Consider the following 19,810-nt stretch of genomic DNA (forward strand, 5'->3'; position numbering starts at 1 on the left):
TAGCTCGTGGTTAGACTAGCAATCAAAAAGGCTATGATGCCAGCCAGTACAAATTCGCCAGGGCCAATCGAAATATGGTAGGCAAAATCCTGTAACCAGCGCTGCATCGTAAACCAAGCCAGTGGACTCGCTAATAGAATGGACAAGCCAACTAACACCATAAATTGCCTCGATAGCAGGTAGATTAGGCTATACGAGGGAGCACCCATTACTTTACGAACCCCTATTTCCTTAGTTCGCTGAGCGGTGGCAAAAGAAGACAGACCGAATAAACCCAAGCAGGCTACGACAATCGTTAGCAGACTGAAATAGGTAAAGATCCTAACCAGGCGTTGTTCTTGCCGGTATTGCTGAGCAAAGGTGGCATCCAGAAACGTAACCTCAAACGCATGATCCGGCAAGATTTGTTTCCATTGGCTTTCGACTAAGTTAAGCTGATCCCTTAGCGCGCCGGTGGATAAACGTACCAGCACTTTTTCCGGCCCTTGCCAGGCATTGTTTTGCAAGACCATCGGCTCGATTGGCTGTTGGGGGGACTGAAAATGGAAATTCTTGACGACCCCGACCACCCGCCCGCGCCATGTTTCTGCGCCAAGTGGGCCTTGACTGATGCCCTTACCGATGGCGGCTTCTACTTTCCACCCCATCTTGCTCACCAATGCTTCATTGACGAGTACCTCATGGACTACTTCACCGTCCTTATCGCTACTCACCCTGGCATCGACGAAATTCCTACCGGCGAGGAGAGGAATACCCAATACAGTCAGGTAGTTTTCATCTACGTCGATGGAGCGTTGGGGCAGTGGTAGCATTTTTCCGTCTCTTTCCAGATTGAACGCGGACAGATTCATTTCCTGGCTAGGTAGCGAATGGGAGCCGATTAGCGCTACACTCTGTACATACGCTAAGCCGGATAGTGCCTTTTGTAAGGAGGCTATAGTGCCAGTATTAACGGCTTCCTGAGGAACAGCTAACACTAATACCTGTCCCCCTTGAAAGCCCAAATTCTTCTGTTGCAGATAGTGCAATTGCTTATAGACGACCAGTGTGCCAATGATGATGGTAATCGAAATCGTAAACTGAAGCACCACTAGCAACTGACTGATTGGTGCTCGGGCAGATTTGCTGCCCGCACCAAGTTTGCCCTTTAGTGCCGTTACGGGTTGAAAAGAAGCCAGGTAGAAAGCGGGATAGCTCCCGGCTAGAACACCCACGATGACAAAAATAGCGCCCAGCAGGCCCCCCACCGGCCAAGTCAGCAAGGAGGAAAGCGTGAAGTGCATATCCGTTATCTGGTTATAAACGGGTAATAACAGCGTTACCAGTAGCAGCGAGAGCACAATGGCTAGGCCGGTCAACAGTAAAGACTCGCCCAGAAATTGAATCAGCACCTGGAAGCGAGCGGCTCCAATGGCTTTCCGAACGCCCACTTCCCGGCTTCGCCCAACGGATTGAGCCAGAGAAAGATTGATATAATTGATGGAGGCAATCAGCAACAGAAACCCGGCTACCAGCGAGAAGATCAGTAAGTAGGATTGATTGGCTTTGGGTGTATCAAAGAGTTTAGATTCCCCCAAGTGAATGTCCCTCAGGTTTTCTAAGACAAAAGTTATGTGGCCACCCCGTTTGGCAAAGTCCGCTTGAATGGGCTGAGCGACTTGGGCCAGTTTTTGGGAAAAGTCGCTACCACTAGCGGTCTGTTTAAACAACACGTAGCTACTACACCACGCCTGCTTCTCTAGTTTCCCAGGCTCTTGGGCAATCAGTACCTGGAAGGGCATATCGGTGTTGGAGGGGATGTCGCGCAGCACGCCTGTGATCTGATAGCTATTGCCCCCTGACTGGAGCAGTTGACCAACGACCCCTTTGCCTTGGTTCCAGTCGTTACCAAACAATCGCCGGGCTACCCCTTCCGTCATGACGAGCGATCCGGGGCGAACTAAGGCCGTTTTGGGATCACCGGTCAACAGGGGATAGGTAAAGACGGTCAAAAAGGTTGGATCATACACGGTGTACACCTGATCCAGACTAATTACACGTGGCGCTTTAGGGGTTGGCTGAGCGGCAAGTTTAAAGGAAACGTGGCCAGGATTGGCTTGCAGTCGAATGACCTCTTCGACCTCGGGATAGTCGGCCTTTAGCTGCTGGCCAATAAAGTTAGGAGCCCAAGCCGTATGACTTTCTTTTCCATCGACGGTCAATTGAGTCGTTAACTGGAAAATGCGGTTGGCCTTGAGGTGGTAATTATCATAACTAAGTTCATGCTGCACATACAGCATAATCAGCACACAACTGGTTACACTGACGATCAATCCGAGCAGATTAATAAATAAAGCCAGTTTCTGGCGCTTTACACTGCGCCAAGCACTTTTGACGTAATTATTAAGCATGCTATTGGTGAAGCGATTGAGTTTAGCGGCTGGCCCAACGAAGCGGTTGCCATTCGGAGAAGGGATCATGGTACAGATCGGTCATGGTTTTAGGACTATGCGTATAGATGTTATTTTGCGACAAAATCCATAACTCGTATTTTCTTCCAGACTTGGCAAGCTGACGTTGAACCGCTCAATAGCTCGGGTGATCGCCTAAACTATTGTCTCTTTTAATGCCCAAAAATTTAGGCAATGCCATGAGGCTCTTTCGTCTTAGCCGATAGGGTATTTTGAGATTATGGAAGGGGATTAAATTCTTAAAAGGACATGACCTTGTCTTGCCCTCCTGAGAACAGCCTTTAAAAAATGAATGTCAGTTTAAGCGTTTCAAATTATTCCCGGCATTTCTGTCCAGTAAGTTAGCATAGGGGTCTATGCCCACAAATTCCGGCCGGCCCTTTACCTTGACGCTAATCGTATGCGCTCCCGCCTGTAGCTTATACTTATTTACATATAAAGGATTCGTTTGCCGTTGTCCGGCTTTATTAATGGTGTCCTTTGCGAAAACACCCAGATCTATGTAATCATTTGTTGTTTGGGCAGATACTTCTTTACCGGTTTTATCCAGCGCTGTTTTGGCAACATGCACGGAAAAGATAACCTGGTATTCGTTTTTGTCAATCGGAATGGCTTTAGCCTCTAGTATCTTATTATCATACACGGTTACCCTTAGCCAGTTATCGGCTAAATAGTATTTTAGGGAGTCGGGCACATGCTTTTGCAGATAATCGTAAAGATCATGATCACCGGCATACGGCGGTTTGTTTTTAAAGGCATAAGCCTGTTTAAAATCACGCAAAGCGGCATTTAAACTCTTCTCGCCGATTAAGTTTTTTAAGCCATACAGGACCACTCCGGCTTTAGCGCTTTGCTCTGGGAAGTTCATCGTCATCAGCGGTTGTTCGGGTTCGTTCAACCGGCTTCTCCGGTAATGGTAATCAGTCAACTGATCCAAAACGATAGCACGCATATTAGTTGCTCCGTACTCCTTTTCCAGTAAGGCCAGCGCGCTATAAGTAGCCAGCCCCTCGGAGATGATCAATGAGCCAACCGTATTATTGGGCGCTACCTGGAAGCGCCACCATTGCTGGGCCAACGTACGGGCGGTACGGAAATATGTATAATCGAACTGGTTCGGGTCGCTGAAATGAGCGTTCCAGGCAAAATCCTCTGTATAGGCATCGAGCGTAGCCAGCGAAGTTATTTTGTTTTGATAAACATTGGTCTCAGCCAGGCGGATAGTCTTGAATGGGTAATCCCCGTAAGCCTGGCTGAAATAATGCAGCCCATCTTTATAGGCGGCCATGAAACGGCTTATATTGGCGGCATGTTGCGGATGATAATAAATAGCGATTTCCACCGGGTGATCCAATTGCACCGTATCCTGCAAAACAGCATAGCGGGCCGATAGGATACCGATGGGCATATAAAGTCCCGGATCGGTTTGTGTATACTGAAAATAATTGCGGCCGTTCTGCTTCCAGTGTTTAACCAATGTTCCGGGCGCGAGCGCCGTTTGATCAGCGGAGGTGCTAACGGTTAGGTCCAGCTTTAATAAGTCAATAGTCGGGCCTGCTTTCAATGTTGCCCGTCCGGCAGGGTCATCCTGCGGAATAGCACCGGGCTCGATTTTTTTAGGTAAATGGTATCTTCGGCGTTCAAACGGATCGGTCAGCTCCTCGAAAGTATCATAACCCAGGCTTGGCAATCCGCCTTGAAAAAAAGTGCCGTTATGCAGCATAGTTTCGGCGTAGGTATCATTGCGGAAGCCAGAATAGCCCTGCGAGGATTGGACTTCCAGCAGCAAAGAATCACCCGGCAGCAGCGCCCGGTCAAACTGATACAGCCGGTATTCAGCCGGTTCACGTTCTGGCCTGAAAAAATTAAATAGCCCGCGATGGTAATAGAGGGGATAGGTATAGGGGATTGCTTTCCCGCTGGTTTTGATCCTAAAATCGGTTAATTCCTCACCATCGACGAGTAATTGGGTAATTGGCTGCTTTGTTTTATTTTGGATGGTAACCCAGGCATGGGTCAACGCTTGCTGTTTATCTGGGTAGAGGTCAACTTGTGATCTGATCCGGGTTACTTTTGGCAGCGGCAGTCCGGCAAACTGTTTTAAGGCAATTTCAAAACGTACTTTACGTTCTGTTTGCTCGTGTTGGGTCAGGTAATTGTTCAGGTAGCTTACGTTATAATAAATAAAGATACCGACAATCAGGAAAGCGGCTAAGACAACCAAGGTTATGCGTTTAGTCGTCTTATCAAAACGTTGTGTAGCCAAGCTGAACCTGTCTTTTAACGTACTACTTATTCCACGATTATAGCCTAAAGCAGAAAGGGTAATGAGCAGCCCGCCAAACAGCAGCCAATAGGTATTAAACCAGCTTACCGGTACTACCATATGCCCTAGTCCGTCCATATCGGACAATTGATAAGTGGGAGTAATGGCATAAAGCAGCAGGTGATAATCCAGTGTGCCCGATTTATTTAAAAAAAACAACGCTAGCCAAAGCAGTAACCCGATGGTATGACCGACAAATTTTTGATTAACCAGTACATGCACCACATAACAAAAGATGACAATCTGTAATAATCGGGGTATCAACAGCGCAAAAACCTGTGTAGCATATAATCCGAAATGAAATTGGAAGAACCCTTGGGCGATCTGCACACCTAAGCCGCAGATTACCGGGATTAGGGCCACACTAATGCCCAGTGTAAGTAACGTGAGTAGTTTAGCCGCGTTTAAAATGCGGTTCGATGGGGGTAAGGTATCGTTAATGACGGCAAATCCGCTGCCACGCTCACGATGCACTAGTTCGCCGGTATAAAACAGGAGGAAAATGAAAATATAAAAGGGAAACGTATCATTGAAAATAGTAAACAGCAAAACCGTACGCGGCAACTCGGGTATGCCAAATGGGGAAACACCCATCCCAAAAGTCAACAAAAGAAAAAAGACACCACTGGATAAAATGATCCAGAAATAATTATCGGTAACCAAATTCAGCCATTCTGTTTTGACCAGGCTTACCACTATGCGCCTGCTATACGGGTTTTTAAAACTGACATGAACGTTTGGGATGGATGATACAGGTGTAGCTGAAGCGGTGTCAACAACGAGCTTTTTGGCTGTTTGCTCCTTAAAAAAACGGCCAAAGCTAAACCGGCCATAAGCCAAAAACAAGATGGCCAAACCAATCGCTGTCCATAGCAACCTGTTTGCTAAAAACGTCCCGCTGATGGCGATCGGAGAAGAATTTTTCTCAGTAATGGTCGCCTCATTGGCTTGCAGCATGACCCCGTTAATGGCAAACGGGTCAGCCAGGTTTACCACCGTTGCGCTGTGGTCATGCATCAGGAAAAAGAAAGACAAAAAATAGCCCAGGAATAAAAGCACCCCACCCCCATAGATCACTTTTACACTGCGCGTTAATGAAACCAGCCCGTAAAACAAGGAGGCCGTAAAGAATACATTCGGCAGGGCGATGGTGAAAAATGGGTGCAGGTAGTAAGCTGGCGCATTTGTTCCGTATTGTTCGGCATAGCGCCAACCCATGACAGGGCCAAGCAGCGTACCCCCATAAGCGCCAATAATCAGTCCACTGGCGATAAAAAGCAGGCAACTAAAAGCGCCAAGGTATCGTCCCCAGAAATAACCGCCCTCGCTGATGGGATACGTAAGGTAATACTGTTTCGTGCGGTAGTCAATGTCCCGGTAGATCGGCAAACCCATCACCGATGAACTGATCATGGCCAGGATCATACTCATGGCCGCGCACCATAAGGCGAGTACATAAGGCGCATTGATATGCTCTTTTTCCGATAAGGGTACAGAACCGGTAGCAAACGTGCCCAGGCTAAAAATCAGTACAGCGGCAAAATATAAATACGTAGCGGGCCGCCGGAACTGTATGTGAAGTTCGAACCAAAATAATTTAGTAAACATGGGTAGCCCGATTCATGATCTGGGAGAAATAAACATCTTCCAGGCTGGCTTCAACCGGGATAAATCCGTTCCCTGCTTCTTGTTCGGCCATTATCCGTATATGCAGTTTACCTGTTTTTAATTGGGTTGAAATTACGTCGTACTTCGTCTGATACTGGTCGAGTTCAGCCGTTGGAATGGCTTTGCTATAGATCTTACCGGTTAGAGCTTTAATAGCTTCACCCGGTTCGCCCGAGTAGAGTACCTCACCCCGGCTGATGATCGCGAACCGGGAACAAAGTGTACTGACATCTTCGACAATATGGGTCGAAAGGATCACGATTGTATTGTCGCCCAGGCTGCTGAGCAGGTTATAAAAACGGTTGCGCTCCGTTGGGTCAAGTCCGGCGGTTGGTTCGTCAACAATGATCAGTTTTGGATCGCCGATCAATGCCTGTGCGATACCGAAACGCTGTTTCATCCCGCCCGAAAACGTACCAAGCTGTTTTTTGCGATCAGCAAACAGGTTAACCTGTGCCAGCAAGGCTTCCACTAAGGCCCGGCGTTCGGTCTTATTTCCCACGCCCTTTACTTGCGCGATATGATCTAATAAACGTTCGGCGGATAGGGTAGGGTAAACGCCGAAATCCTGGGGCAGGTAGCCCAGTAGTTGCCGCACTTCAGTCTTGTTCGTTAATACATCCAGGTCATCCAGAAATATACGGCCGGTATCCGCTTCCTGTAGCGTAGCAATCGTGCGCATTAAGGATGACTTCCCCGCGCCGTTTGGGCCCAATAAGCCAAATAGCCCGTTGGTAAGACGTAGTGAAACGTTCGTAAGGGCACGAACGCCGTTGGGATAGGTTTTAGATAAATTGTCGATCACTAATTTCATCGCTACTTTTCTTGACTATGGGTCAAAAATGGCGGAGCGAAGTGGGAAAGAAGAACTAACCGGTCGGACAACCCGAATACGCTGACGAACAGTTGTTCTGTCCTGACCAGATCGTTTGTCAGCCGTTTACGGCCATATGACCTGTCGTGCCATTCGTTGGTCCGTGATAGGCTGTAGTTCATGACTATACCCGGATATTTGCCGTATGAAATTACCGGCCAACTACTTCGACGTATTTTTTGAAAAAGGCAAAAGGATACACCTGTTGGTTTTCCTGGCTTTATTAATTCTATTGGTCTTTGTGCTTTCCATCAGCCGCAACGGGCGTTATGCGCCGGGCGCATTCATGAGCTATGGCTGGGTTATCGCTTGCGTTTACACGGGCCGATGGCTGTGCCGCAACTGGTTGCTTACTGGACAGTGGGTTGGCCTGGTGATGATGCTTATCGTTGCCCTGATAGGGCTTGGCGGGCTCGGACTTGGAGTTTACATTTATTTTTTTGAACCGAATCTGCCGTTAAATCATATCATCGAATCGGGTATAAATAGTACGGTGGTGACCTTCCTATTGCTCTTTGGTGGCTTTTTTTTGGCGGTGATCAGGAGCGCAATCCGGGAAAAGATGAATGGGCTCATTCTTGCCGAACAAAAAAAGGGAAGCGAGCTGAGCCTCTTGCGTTCGCAGGTAAGCCCGCATTTCTTGTTTAATACCCTCAACAATATGTACAGCCTATCCATTAACCGACCAAACCAGATGCCTGCTTTATTGCTGAAACTGTCAGAGTTACTGCGTTATTCGGTTTATGATGCCGATCAGCCCCTGGTTCAGTTAAAGGATGAACTGGACTATATCCGCAATTACATCGACCTGGAAACCATCCGAAGCGCGGACAGGCTTTCGCTCAACGTTTCTCTACCGGATGCACCCGCCGGTTTGAAAATAGCCCCCATGCTGCTGGTCGTATTCGTTGAAAACGCGTTTAAACATTCCCGGAATACGCTTGAGAGTGAAATCCAAATCGGTATCAATTGCAAAATTGTAAATGACCATATTTATTTCGATGTGACGAATAGTTACAGTGAAAACGGAGCGAAGGATCGTACGGATAAACGCAATTCGGGCTTTGGTATAGCCAACGTAATCAAACGGTTGGATTTGCTTTACCCCGGTGAATACACCCTAAACCAAACCCATACTGAAAATCGATTTAAAGTAGAACTTAGCCTTAAAGTAAACTAAATGGATCAGTTCACCTGCCTTCTAGTCGATGACGAGCCGTTAGCCAGGGAGCTTCTGGTAACCTATTGCGGTTACCTGCCGCAGCTCAGGATTGAGGCCGTTTGTGGTAACGCTTTCGAGGCAAAAACGATGTTGCAGGAAAAAGCCATTGCCATCCTGTTTCTGGATATTCACATGCCCGTGTTGGATGGTATTGGTTTTCTGCAAACGCTAAAAACCAGGCCACAGGTCATTATGACCACCGCTTATAAAGAGTACGCTGTGAATGCATTCGACTTAGCGGTCTGTGATTACCTGGTCAAGCCGTTTTCGCTGGAACGGTTTATTAGGGCGGTCGATAAAGCCACGGAAAACATCGGCTCCCTGAATAACCATAACCCGGTAGCTAAGGAAGCAGACGATCATCTTTTTATAAAAACGGAAGGCAAGCTATACAGGATAAACCATGACGAATTGCTATTTGCCGAGGCGAATGGCAATTATACGAAGATCATCACCACCGATAAACCATTAACACCAGCTATGTCATTCTCCAGCTTAGAGCAGCAACTGCCTGCCACTCAATTCGTCAAGGTGCATCGATCATTTATTATTAATAAATCAAAGGTCAGGCGCATCGAGGGAAATAGAGTATTTATTGGTGAACAGGAAATTCCTATTGGAAAAAATTATCGGGATGAGTTATTTAAAAAATTGGGCTTGTAGTTACTACTTAATAGGCTTGTATTTTTAATTATCCAAATTACTGCGAGCGCATCAAAACGGGTGCTGTCTTCACTCGACAGGTATTCACGGCGGGTCATAGAGGAGTAGCAAAAAACGCCCATTTTAAGCGATTGGTACAGTAATTGTCATGGCAAAGTCATTCTGTATAAGTTTCTTTCTCAAATTGTTATCTCACAAATCATACTCAAAATCTCACATTTTAGCTGAGTTTGTGAGACGTTTATTAACTCAATAAATTTAATTTTTCTGGGATTTTAGGCACGAATGAATGATTTGCCGTAACGACGGCCCGGCCTTTTTATTTGGTTATGCCCTATTTTAGGACATAACATCTATGCAACGATAATTTCCACTATGTACTGGCCATTGCGACCAGTTTGCAACAAGATCTCCTAATATAAATAGATTTTAAAATTCTAATCGTTTTGTAGACTTGTAAAATAGTAAAGAAGTTGACAAGTAAAATGATAAACTAATTTACAAGTTTACAAAGATTTCACATTTACTTAAATACTGATCGACTACAATATTACTAGAATACTCTAATTGTATTAAAGACCACTATTTTTTCTACAATTGTTTTCGTAATTGCGTTATTCGTTCATAATCATATCCCCAAAAATGGCACCTATGGATTTGACTGACCCACTTCGGAGGGTTGGTCCCTGAGGGAAAAGTGAAAGCGTTGATGGAGCTGTTTTAGCCTCAGATTTGGTCTTGGGTTTGGGGTCTTTCAACTGATCGATACCAAGAGATTTAACCAGATAAGCCGTTGGATTCTTGACATTTTGGCGAACACCATTAGCTAATTCAGAATCAATTCGGAAAAAGGTATCCAGCAGGCTATGATCAGACAAAATACGATCTTTTTGAAAGCCCTTCAATTTATAACCTTTCATCAACTGCCAAGCCGTTGTATAGGCTTCATTGATTGACATATTATTGACAGTCTGTTGATCCTGTTTTACCCCCTCAGAAGCTATTTGCAGCTGGGTTTTAATAATGAAGTCAAGCTCAACGATGTTCTTCCCAATTTTTTTGGCCGGCATCCATTCAAGCACAATATTGGCCTTTTCCAAAAGTTGACGCTGAGCCACTAATAGAGCGTTTCTCCTAAAATCATTAAACGTATATCCCTCCGGACAGTTTAGCATCTCCATGAGGTGTTCTACTTGGTAATTAAATTGAAATTGTCCCCTGCACTGATACATACTAACAATATCAAACATACGCTTCGCATATACGGAACTGAGCGACAGCATTATGTCACATTCGTATTTAGTGTACCGCTTCCCTAATTCGGAAAAATGGGGAACCACATCCGCAAACATGGTTACTTCAATAATCTTTTTACCGTCGAGGGTATCAAACTTCACCCGAGGAAATGGAGTAATAGCATCTAATTGCTCGGTCTTATCGTTTCGGTAAATAAGCCGCTTCGATTGAAGTGTAAGCGCTGCATCGGCTATAACCGAGTGATTTTTCTTTGTTAGTTCAGCAAATGGTATATGAAAAACTAAGTTAACATTTGGCTTAATTTCCCCTTTCAAAGACATGTGGCCTATCTGATTAATAACCAGGGTCACTATATTCTTCTCCAACTCCGTGAACTCCTGTTTTGATTCAGTAAATACATTGGGTTGATAATTGGTAGGACGCTTGTGAAAGAGCAATGCTTTCTGTTTAGATTTTACGTCTAATTCCATAAAGCGAAGGGGATAGGTTAACAGAAGATAACTTGTCAAACATACAAAACAGAGCTTTTTAAAACAAACTCTGTTTTTAAAACAAAGTTTTTTATTAAAAAGAGTCTAATGACTGTACGATGGATATAAGTACAACTTAGCTGAATAACAACAAGTTATGCAGGAAATAACACCTTAGTCAGCACCCTATAAACCTCTTTTTTGTCCGACAATAACTAGGCAAATCTCTTGGTATCGAGTCAATTTTAGGCCAAATCTGGCAGGTTTTATCCTAAAATTGCCATTACCCTACAAACCTCTCTTTTGAATTTCAATGCCCTACAAATCTCTTTTATTGTCCCTACAAACCTCTTTTTCGTTCCTTACAAACCTCTTTTTTTAACAATACATGTCCCTACAAACCTCTTTTTCGTTCCTTACAAACCTCTTTTTTTTGGCTGTAAATGACTGATGATCAAACTGTTAGACAGCTACTAAATCAATCAAAATAAATATTGATAAAAAGGATAATGGATCAATCGAAAAATTTGGTGTAAAAGGGGAAAAGGGTTTTTGCAAAAGTAGAATTACTTATTTACTTTTATAGTAAATAAAGCGCCAACATTTAGAACTTGTAATAATGCCCAGAAAACCCGCCAAACGCAATGACGAAGCGCCACTCGATGGCCTGCGTACAGTCCTGAAAACCCAGGCGGTTACCCTGTCTCCCGGAATCAACCAGATTAGCAATCCGCCCCCGACTGATCCCCAATTAGAATACTACTTTATTCCCATGCAATATATGAAGCAGTACCAAGCCTACAACCGGCCTGGTAAACCGCTGAAGAACCTGAAACTCGTCAATTATGACAAGCCAGCCATTTCCCTTTCCTTTTTTTACAAGCATAAGTACTCCATTGAACGAAGTGTTACTCATGGGGATGTGGTGCAGCACATCAAGAATTACCGCGATGAGTTGCTAAACCGATCTCTGATGGAGCAGCTCAGCGTAAGTCAGTTGAAAGAACTCAGAGAAACCGACGAATTGCTGCGTACCGTGCGGGAGCAACCCGATGCCTACCAGGCCTGCTTTTCCAATTATCACCACAAATACTACTACTGGTATTGCACCTACCGCTATTTTGATGATCTGGCCACGATGAAAACGACCACTTCCAGTGAGCATTTGCTCAAGCACACCGAGCGAGTTGGCCATGAAGTGCATGAACGGCTCAACATCATCTTCATTGATCCCGAATACATCAATGAAGCGGTGCCCCACGATCATAAATTAATTGACCGGGAGTTGAAAAACTACCCTATTCAACTCCGACAAGGTATTACAACCCTCTATCTTCGGCAGGTTTGAGAACAAACAAGAATTACGTTTAAAATTGATAGCTGGGTTTCATAGCCGTTGATCAATAACCTACGCTTTGAGAACCTTTTCACGATGGATTAGCCATGCACGAGTTTTTGACTTACTTCCTGAGCCATATGCCCTCCCATGATAAGTGGGTGGCCTTCATATTGGTGAACATCGTAGCCTACGTGGCAGCCAGAAATACAGCGCTTCGCCAGAGGCAGCAGATTGAAAAGAAGACATTTGCCGAGCAATTAGAGCGACTGGAGGCTGAACGAAGCGGATACATCCAATCGCTACGAGAGCAGGAACAGTTGGTCAAAGAGCAGTGGGCCATGATTCAACGGCAAGCCCACCAACTAGAGGAGTTAACCAACCAACTCCATGCTGTAAAGCAAGTACATCTCAATTAATGTAAACGCTGAGGTTTCGGCGCGACTCTACTTCGGCGCAGTACGGTCCGATGGCAACTCAGCCATTCATCCCCAATGCGACCCATCATTGTCCATACCTCTTACAGTCTGGTAGCTTGGATAGTAGCAATTCGTAGCATTTCCTCGGCCACCTCGATGGCGTCTTCCTGCCCATGCCGCTTTAGTTTCTCGACATAACGTTCATAACGAGCTAGCACATTCGTTACCGTGAAACTTTCCCGCAGTAGTTGCAGGGCGTGGTATTCGACCGGCAGAATGGACACCAGCCTGGGGGACAGCTCCACAAAAATCAGGGGGACATTGGTAGGAAACGTCACATCATCCACAAAAACCAGCCGTCGAACGGCTAAAGCATTCAGGGCAATTGCTTCATCTGACATAGGAATACTATAACGAAAAGTAGGTAGCCAATATGATGCTGGATGTGTAATAGTTGCAATACATATAACAAAAGTATAATATAGTGGTTTGTTGCCTTATTCACCTACCGCCCATGATTGATACCTTAGACCGCATTCCACCCGAAAATATCTACCTGGTTAATCCCGCCCGGCGTAAACGGCTGCCATTTTTTGATGCGCTGGTACCGGCCGGGTTTCCCTCGCCAGCGGAGAACTACATCCGCGAAAAACTGAGTTTGGATGAGCTATGCGTGGTGCATCCGGATTGCACGTACTTCGTCAAGGCAGTAGGGGAGAGCATGACACCCGACTATATCTATCCAGGCTCAATTCTGGTCGTGGATTCGGTGAAGCTGGTTTTTTCGGGGAGTGTCGTGGTAGCCTGGGTCAACGGGGAATGCTGCGTGAAGCGATTCGTCCGCAAAGGGCATATGATCATGCTCGAATCCAGCAATGAGAAGTACCCGCCGATCTACGTTCATCTGGGTAAGGATCAGTTTCGGGTGCTAGGTGTCGTAACGTTCATTGTGTCTAAACCGCCCAAGTATGTACGCCTTAGTGGATGGGAATAATTTTTACTGCTCAGCCCACCGAAGCTTTGACCCTACGCTAGAGGGTAAACCGATTATTGTGCTCAGTAATAGAGACGGAAATGTAATAGCCCGTTCGAATGAAGCCAAGGCCTTGGGGATAAAAATGGCTCAACCTTTTTTTGAAACAAAGGAGCTTCGAGAGCAGCATGATATCGTTGTGTTCTCTTCGGCGTATGAGCTTTACGGTGACACTTCGGCAAGACTTATGAGCGTTCTGACGCAGTTTGCGCCCGATGTGGAGGTGTATTCGATTGATGAAGCATTCCTATGGATTGAGGAATATGTAGGCTTATACCCGACCTATCAGGACCTGGGAGCCGCTATCCGAGAGAAGGTGGACCAATGGCTGAGGCTCCCCGTCTGCGTGGGTTTTGGACCAACCAAAACGCTTGCCAAACTAGCCAACCGACTGGCCAAGAAAACACCGGAACTAAACGGCGTTTGCGTACTCGATACCCCCGAAGCGATAGAGGAGGCATTGTGGGGCTTCCCGGTTGAGGATTTATGGGGCGTTGGGAGCCGGTTGGCTAGCAAGCTAAAAAAAGAAGGCATTCGCACGGCCTATCAGCTTAGAGAGGTGAATAATGAATGGATACGACAGGCGATGACCGTAAACGGCCTCAGGCTCGTGCATGAATTACGGGGCCTTCCCTGCAAATTATTGGCCGTTAGCCCACCTGCCAAGAAAACGATTTGTGCAGCGCCGAGCTTTGGGAAGCTCATTCCGGATCTGGCCATCATCACCGATGCCCTGACGACTCACCTTTCCCGAAGTTGCGAGAAGCTCCGCAAACAGGATTCATTATGTGGAGCAATTACTGTGTTTCTGCACACCGATCGGTTCCGTAGAACACCCGGTAATGGTCTCCCTGCCAAGCAGTACGCGGGCAGCATTACCCTTGTTTTGCCTCATCCCACCAACTCAACAACGGAGCTACTCAAATACGCTGAATCAGGGCTTAAAGCCATCTTTCGCTTTGGCTATAACTACCTCAAAGTGGGCATTATGCTGTCGGATCTAGTGCCTGGTGATTACCGGCAAAAGGGCGTATTCGTCGAAGGGCCGAATGAGAAACTAATCGCGCTTTCTTCGGTGGTTGACAAAGTAAACCGGCGTTACGGTCAGGACAAACTCAGGCTAGCGAGTCAGCAATACAACCCCGATTGGCCAATGAAGCAAAAGTATCTCAGCAAACGACCTACGACCCGTTGGGAAGATATATTGGAGGCAAAGTAAGCTTACCTTGACATAATTATGAACCGAGTCATTGCGCCGGGGGATCGAGTGATGGTCACACCCCTCAAAAATGGCATTACGCGTAAATCGTACAAAGCCACCGTGGTTGGGTGGATGTCATCGGGCAAACTTAAAGTCCAGCCTGATGGGGACAAATGCCAGAGCTCAAAACTCGTCAACCCTGAGGATGTGAAGAAGTTGGCCGATAAACAACAAGTATAGCCATTGACAAAATCAATACGGGTAATCTAGCTAGCTACCCTTGATTGGAATCCATGCAGCAATCAAACAACGCACAAAGATGACCATGACACAAGAACAAATTAAAGAGGTTTGGGCCCGGAAGATCGCCCTGCAGACCGCCTTGACTGATTTAGCCGATTTGCCGGAAAATAAGCGGGCGATATCGGAATTGAAAGAAGGGATTGACGCCTGTAATACAGAGTTAGTTTCGGGTACGTATAATCCACCCTTGGCTGCAGATTAACTGAAGTGATTTCAATCCGATCCTTTTTTCGGCCTCATCGATAACAGTCCGACTGGCCTTCAGGAAAAGAACCCTCCCTATGAAGTGAACCAGGTTAGCAAACGAGCGGGTAGAAATAAAGTGCTAAATAAGGTCTCTCCTGTTTCTGGATACACAATAAAAAGCTTAAACAGACGTTTTAGATCTGTTACGTTATTTCAGCCCCATTGGTACGACCCGTGGGGCTTTTTCGTATTCTTTACTACTAATTATTTCTGACATGGAAGGCGTGTCTGATCAACTCCCGGCTCAACCCGAGCAACCAGTTCCTGAGAAAATACGGTTTGATGCCGCTAATGATTTTCTGACGATCTGTGATCGGTTGTCAACGGGTTATGACAGTGGCTACTATTGGGAAGATGTCCAACGAGCCTTGCGCATTGCCGCTGGCTTAGAAAAGTGGCCCAGTTAAATCTCCTTCTACATTAACATATCCTTCCCCGCACCCTCCCCCTTCATTGCTATTAAAAAGTAGCCTGACTTATAAATTAATCGATTTGACTATCCTTATAACAGCTTATAAAATGTCGACTAGTGGATTTAACATTTATTAAACGAGCGTTTGTTAAATGTTAAATCCGAGTACCTTTACCGTAAATGCTTGGCGTTTGTGCCGTGGAACATTGATTCGGACACAAATTGTCTAAATACAACTCAAATGATGCAGCGACCCTATGTAGGCTACTTCCGGGTGTCAACTCAGAAACAGGGACGAAGTGGCCTGGGCCTGGAAGCCCAACGCTCAGCTGTCAATACCTATCTGGGTGGTAACGGAGTGCTGGTAGGCGAATTTACCGATGTTGAGTCAGGGAAGAAAAATGACCGGCCTCAATTACTAGCTGCCATCGCGTACTGTAAAGAGCAACGGGCAGTCCTATTAATTGCCAAGCTGGACCGTCTAACTCGGAACGTGGCCTTTATTTTTACATTGAGGGATTCGGGCATAGAATTCGTGTGTGCCGATATGCCTGAGGCCAATACGCTCACCATAGGTGTTATGGCCACTATGGCTCAGTACGAACGAGAGTTAATCGGTGAGCGTACGCGCAAAGCGCTAGCTGAGAAAAAGCGACAGGGTGCTCAGCTGGGGACACCCGCCAACCTGGATGCAGCCGCCATTCTGAAGAGTCGTCATGTTCGCCAAGCTAATGCCCGCCAAGATGAAAATAATCGACGAGCAGCAACACTAGCCCGCTCCTTACGGCAAGCTGGGCAGAACTGGAGTCAGATTGCTGAGACGCTAAACAGTAACGGATTTCGCACTCGGCGTGGTAAGCCTTTTCATGTCATGCAGGTTCAGCGAGTAATCGAGTTGTTAGACTCCCCCTCTAGTTTTTAATCTTAATATATTTTAAGTGAAAAGGCGAAAACTAATACTTACATAAAGTACAATACAAACTCTTTTAAAACTGCTTGCCGTAATAATTAAGTAAGATTCTGTTAAACCCCTATTAAAGATGTTTTCAATTCAGAATATCTTATTCTTAGGTTGACAAAATTATTCAACTTAAGGCAACTATAATCAAGTATGAATGATCGCAACTTAAATGTCGAGAAAAATGAAATAAACGTGCATTTGAGAGTTTTGACCGAAGAAAATAATACTTTTTATGCCGCTAAGGTAAAGGGATTTACTAAACCAAACCTTTATCTACAGATTGTTGTATGTAAGCCTATTGATTTTTTATTTATGTTAGATTCTTTAACAGATGAAAAGGCTATGGATGAAATGATTTTGCTCTTTAATTTAATAAAAAACTTAATCATAGCCGGTGTTCCTCCTATGATCAATGATGTAATTGAAACAAAATGGTTATATCAAATAGTGGAGAGAAAGTTTTCTGAATGGGGAAGCAATAATGTATCTATCACCTATGATATTAATTTCGGATACAATAGATAAGCGCAAAATACATTTAGAAAATAAGCTACTTATGCATTTAACTTAAATGGCTTAATCTAGTAAGATATTTTTTACATAGCCTTTCTTCTCTCTTGTCATAAAGTGACTTTCTAACTCCGAAATAGCCTCCTCCAATTATCCCTAATCCTGCTAGAATTTCCTTTATATACTCTTGAGTTAATGCCGCTGAATTTTGAATTAAAGTATAAAAAGCAAGTGGAATTGTAACCATATCAACCCCTAGTTTTATAACTTCTTTTGTTATATCATTAAAAGTGCTAGTATAGTTGTCAATAAATTGTTGTTCTGTTAAACCATTACTTATAGAACTTTCAATAATATTAATTTGTGAATTAAAAGCGCTAATCAATTCTCGATTATTATTTCTAAATTCAATGAGTTTATTAAAACTTATTGAATTTAAGTTTTTAGGAACTATAATATTAATTATCCCTCTCATGAATTTATCTCTTATATTGGAATTTGTCGACTTAATTCTTGAATAGCTGGTATAACTATCATATTCTAAGTTATCAGTGATTATATTTCCATCTCTATCGAACGCAATCTCCTTTGCCAAATGTGTCATGTATATAAAAGCAAGGCTTTTGGGTAGGAGGATGCCATCGTCATTTAATTTGCCTATTTTTTCTTGTTCACAAAATTCACCCCAAGAAAAAGAGTATTTCTCGCCATATATCTGATAATCCCACGTAGCTGGATTTTTCCAATCCCTATTTATATTTACTCTATTGAACAGAGAACTAATTTGGTGAGAATTTCTCAAAAATCTTTCAGCTTCAATAATTGCTTTGATTGATGCCCTATCTCCCTGTGAATATTCTGGAGAAAATAGTCCAACCAAATCTGTTTCGTTTGCTAATCTTCGATATTCTTCACTGATCAGATGTTGTCTATAATAGGGTACAATACTTTCAAATTTATCTAAATATAAAACTGCAAATTTGAGCCACTCATTAGTAGGTGGTTCAAAATTTGGATAATAAATATATTTCTTCATGTCCTTTTTAGATATTTAAACTCACTATAACAAAACGTATACAATTTTTCCAAATAAAATGTACACACTTCTATCAGTTTATTATCTACTCCTTTAGGAATAGTTTTGTATCGATTTTGTGTTCACCTATAAATGAATTCTTTATTGTAAATTCCTTGATTGGAAAGGATTTTTCCGATATTCCTTCGTCAGTGTAAATTTTCACAATGATAGATTTATCAATCACTTGATCAATAGTGTAATTTCTAAGAGTAAAATTATTAAGGATAATTGATTTTATTTGTTGCGGAAATAATCTTGTAGTTTCGTCTAATGTTACTACTATATATTCCCCTTCAACTCGCCCATTTACTTCAAACGAAATTGTACCTCTTGGGTAATAAATCTCTATGCTATATTCATTAATGGGGCTCTTACTTGAATTTTTAAAAGTTAATCTAGGCTGAAACTCAATATTCTTAATTAGTTGTGCAAAATAGGAAGAATTATCTTCTCTTATTTGCAACTTAATATCTTCAATCGGATTCGAGTTTTCTGAAAATAATGAATTTGTTTTCTTAGCAGTAACTACTGGTAATACATCAGCTACAGCTGAAAATTCATATAATTTTTTATCTAATAACTTTGCAAATAATTTCTGCTTCTCATTTTCATTATTCTCACTTAAATTTATTATTTCTCTACCTTTGAAAAATAATGGAATTAGTTCATCCTTATAACCTTCAAATGAAACTAGGATATACTTATTAGGGTTATTTTGAATATCTTTTAATATCAATGAAAATTCATTTCCTACTCCTCCCCTAAATTCTTCTGCTTTCGCCTTATATCCTGAAGAAAGAATAACTACTACTTTTTTGTAATCAGTCATTCCTTTATGCATCATTACATTAAAATCTTTTGCTGATTCATTTTGAATCAGCATCTTATCAACTTCTGCTTCGAAACCATTGTCTCTAAGAAAGTTTGTAAAAGAAAGTACTTTATCGTTATGCTCATCATTATCCCAGCTATATGTTACAAATACGGTAATCCTGTCAGAATTATTTTTATGCATTTTAGCTTCTTCCATTTTTTGACTTTTTAAATATTGTGTTCCAGCAATACTTATCCCATAACGTAAATCCAGTGCGCTCCTTCCTATAATTGGTATATATTCCCCAGGCTTTTCAAGCTTTGTGACCAGCCCTTCTTGATGAAGTTCGTCCAGAAAGTTTCTGAAATTGTCAATTCCAAAGCCTTGTCCTGCTTCTAAAAAGAATTTTCCGAATTCCACTGGAGAGATTTTTTTATTAAGTTCTTCCAAAATCAAATATATAATCTCCTCTTTATTCATAAAATGCTATGTTTTACACTTTTACAAAAGCGTAACTTACTTTCAACTTTGCAAAAGTACTCTAAATACTCAGTACTTATCAGGAAC

At 43.6% G+C, this 19,810-nt stretch carries 18 protein-coding genes; 11 read left to right on the top strand and 7 right to left on the bottom strand.

Going from position 1 to position 19,810, the window contains the following annotated elements; all coding sequences use genetic code 11:
* The 3 genes from GK091_RS27040 to GK091_RS27050 all read right to left on the bottom strand — a co-directional run.
* The coding region (locus GK091_RS27040; RefSeq protein WP_164043867.1) for an ABC transporter permease at nt 1-2,459 on the bottom strand (2,459 nt) is incomplete at its 3' end.
* Nucleotides 2,460-2,745: 286 nt separating this feature from the next.
* Nucleotides 2,746-6,171 carry an ABC transporter permease/M1 family aminopeptidase gene (locus GK091_RS27045; protein ID WP_164043868.1) on the bottom strand — a complete coding sequence of 1,142 codons (3,426 nt, stop codon included), beginning with the start codon at nt 6,169-6,171 and terminating at the stop codon, nt 2,746-2,748.
* Between the two features lie 202 nt (nt 6,172-6,373).
* The gene (locus GK091_RS27050; RefSeq protein ID WP_164043869.1) at nt 6,374-7,258 is read right to left on the bottom strand and encodes an ABC transporter ATP-binding protein; all 885 of its coding nucleotides are present in this window, start codon (nt 7,256-7,258) and stop codon (nt 6,374-6,376) included.
* A 205-nt stretch (nt 7,259-7,463) separates the two neighbouring features.
* Here GK091_RS27050 and GK091_RS27055 point away from each other — a divergent pair, with 205 nt between their 5' ends.
* Both GK091_RS27055 and GK091_RS27060 read left to right on the top strand, forming a co-directional pair.
* Entirely contained in the window at nt 7,464-8,498 is a 1,035-nt protein-coding gene (locus tag GK091_RS27055; RefSeq protein ID WP_164043870.1) for a sensor histidine kinase, read from the top strand.
* Nucleotides 8,499-9,203, top strand: a complete 705-nt coding sequence (locus GK091_RS27060) for a LytR/AlgR family response regulator transcription factor (RefSeq protein ID WP_164043871.1) — start codon at nt 8,499-8,501, stop codon at nt 9,201-9,203.
* 614 nt (nt 9,204-9,817) lie between these two features.
* Here the strand turns inward: GK091_RS27060 and GK091_RS27065 are convergent.
* Entirely contained in the window at nt 9,818-10,930 is a 1,113-nt protein-coding gene (locus tag GK091_RS27065) for a replication initiation protein (RefSeq protein ID WP_164043872.1), read from the bottom strand.
* 619 nt (nt 10,931-11,549) lie between these two features.
* On the opposite strand from GK091_RS27065, the gene GK091_RS27070 reads away from it, so the two are divergent.
* Both GK091_RS27070 and GK091_RS27075 read left to right on the top strand, forming a co-directional pair.
* Nucleotides 11,550-12,278, top strand: a complete 729-nt coding sequence (locus tag GK091_RS27070) for a hypothetical protein (RefSeq protein WP_164043873.1) — start codon at nt 11,550-11,552, stop codon at nt 12,276-12,278.
* A gap of 95 nt (nt 12,279-12,373) precedes the next feature.
* Nucleotides 12,374-12,685 (top strand): hypothetical protein, encoded by a 312-nt coding sequence (locus GK091_RS27075; protein ID WP_164043874.1) that lies wholly within the window; start codon nt 12,374-12,376, stop codon nt 12,683-12,685.
* A gap of 101 nt (nt 12,686-12,786) precedes the next feature.
* Here the strand turns inward: GK091_RS27075 and GK091_RS27080 are convergent, their stop codons facing one another.
* Entirely contained in the window at nt 12,787-13,086 is a 300-nt protein-coding gene (locus tag GK091_RS27080; RefSeq protein ID WP_164043875.1) for a hypothetical protein, read from the bottom strand.
* Between the two features lie 113 nt (nt 13,087-13,199).
* Between GK091_RS27080 and GK091_RS27085 the strand changes: the two genes are divergently transcribed.
* From GK091_RS27085 to GK091_RS27115, 7 genes are all read left to right on the top strand, one after another.
* A complete protein-coding gene (locus GK091_RS27085) occupies nt 13,200-13,679 on the top strand; it encodes a LexA family protein (RefSeq protein WP_164043876.1) in 480 nt (159 codons plus the stop codon).
* Nucleotides 13,654-14,937 carry a Y-family DNA polymerase gene (locus GK091_RS27090; RefSeq protein WP_164043877.1) on the top strand — a complete coding sequence of 428 codons (1,284 nt, stop codon included), beginning with the start codon at nt 13,654-13,656 and terminating at the stop codon, nt 14,935-14,937. The genes GK091_RS27085 and GK091_RS27090 overlap by 26 nt, the downstream gene beginning before the upstream one ends.
* Before the next feature lie 18 nt (nt 14,938-14,955).
* Nucleotides 14,956-15,159 (top strand): hypothetical protein, encoded by a 204-nt coding sequence (locus GK091_RS27095; protein ID WP_164043878.1) that lies wholly within the window; start codon nt 14,956-14,958, stop codon nt 15,157-15,159.
* Between the two features lie 85 nt (nt 15,160-15,244).
* On the top strand, nt 15,245-15,424 hold the full coding sequence (locus tag GK091_RS27100) for a hypothetical protein (protein ID WP_164043879.1): 180 nt from the start codon (nt 15,245-15,247) through the stop codon (nt 15,422-15,424).
* A gap of 259 nt (nt 15,425-15,683) precedes the next feature.
* Entirely contained in the window at nt 15,684-15,875 is a 192-nt protein-coding gene (locus tag GK091_RS27105) for a hypothetical protein (RefSeq protein WP_164043880.1), read from the top strand.
* Nucleotides 15,876-16,121: 246 nt separating this feature from the next.
* Entirely contained in the window at nt 16,122-16,802 is a 681-nt protein-coding gene (locus GK091_RS27110; RefSeq protein WP_164043881.1) for a recombinase family protein, read from the top strand.
* Nucleotides 16,803-16,991: 189 nt separating this feature from the next.
* A complete protein-coding gene (locus GK091_RS27115) occupies nt 16,992-17,366 on the top strand; it encodes a hypothetical protein (protein WP_164043882.1) in 375 nt (124 codons plus the stop codon).
* A 37-nt stretch (nt 17,367-17,403) separates the two neighbouring features.
* Here GK091_RS27115 and GK091_RS27120 read toward each other — a convergent pair whose 3' ends face one another.
* Together GK091_RS27120 and GK091_RS27125 are read right to left on the bottom strand one after the other, a co-directional pair.
* Entirely contained in the window at nt 17,404-18,387 is a 984-nt protein-coding gene (locus GK091_RS27120; protein WP_164043883.1) for a hypothetical protein, read from the bottom strand.
* 85 nt (nt 18,388-18,472) lie between these two features.
* Nucleotides 18,473-19,723 (bottom strand): SEFIR domain-containing protein, encoded by a 1,251-nt coding sequence (locus tag GK091_RS27125; RefSeq protein WP_164043884.1) that lies wholly within the window; start codon nt 19,721-19,723, stop codon nt 18,473-18,475.
* Between the last annotated feature and the right edge of the window lie 87 nt (nt 19,724-19,810).

The sequence above is a fragment of the Spirosoma agri genome (genome assembly GCF_010747415.1).
GTDB lineage: Bacteria > Bacteroidota > Bacteroidia > Cytophagales > Spirosomataceae > Spirosoma > Spirosoma agri.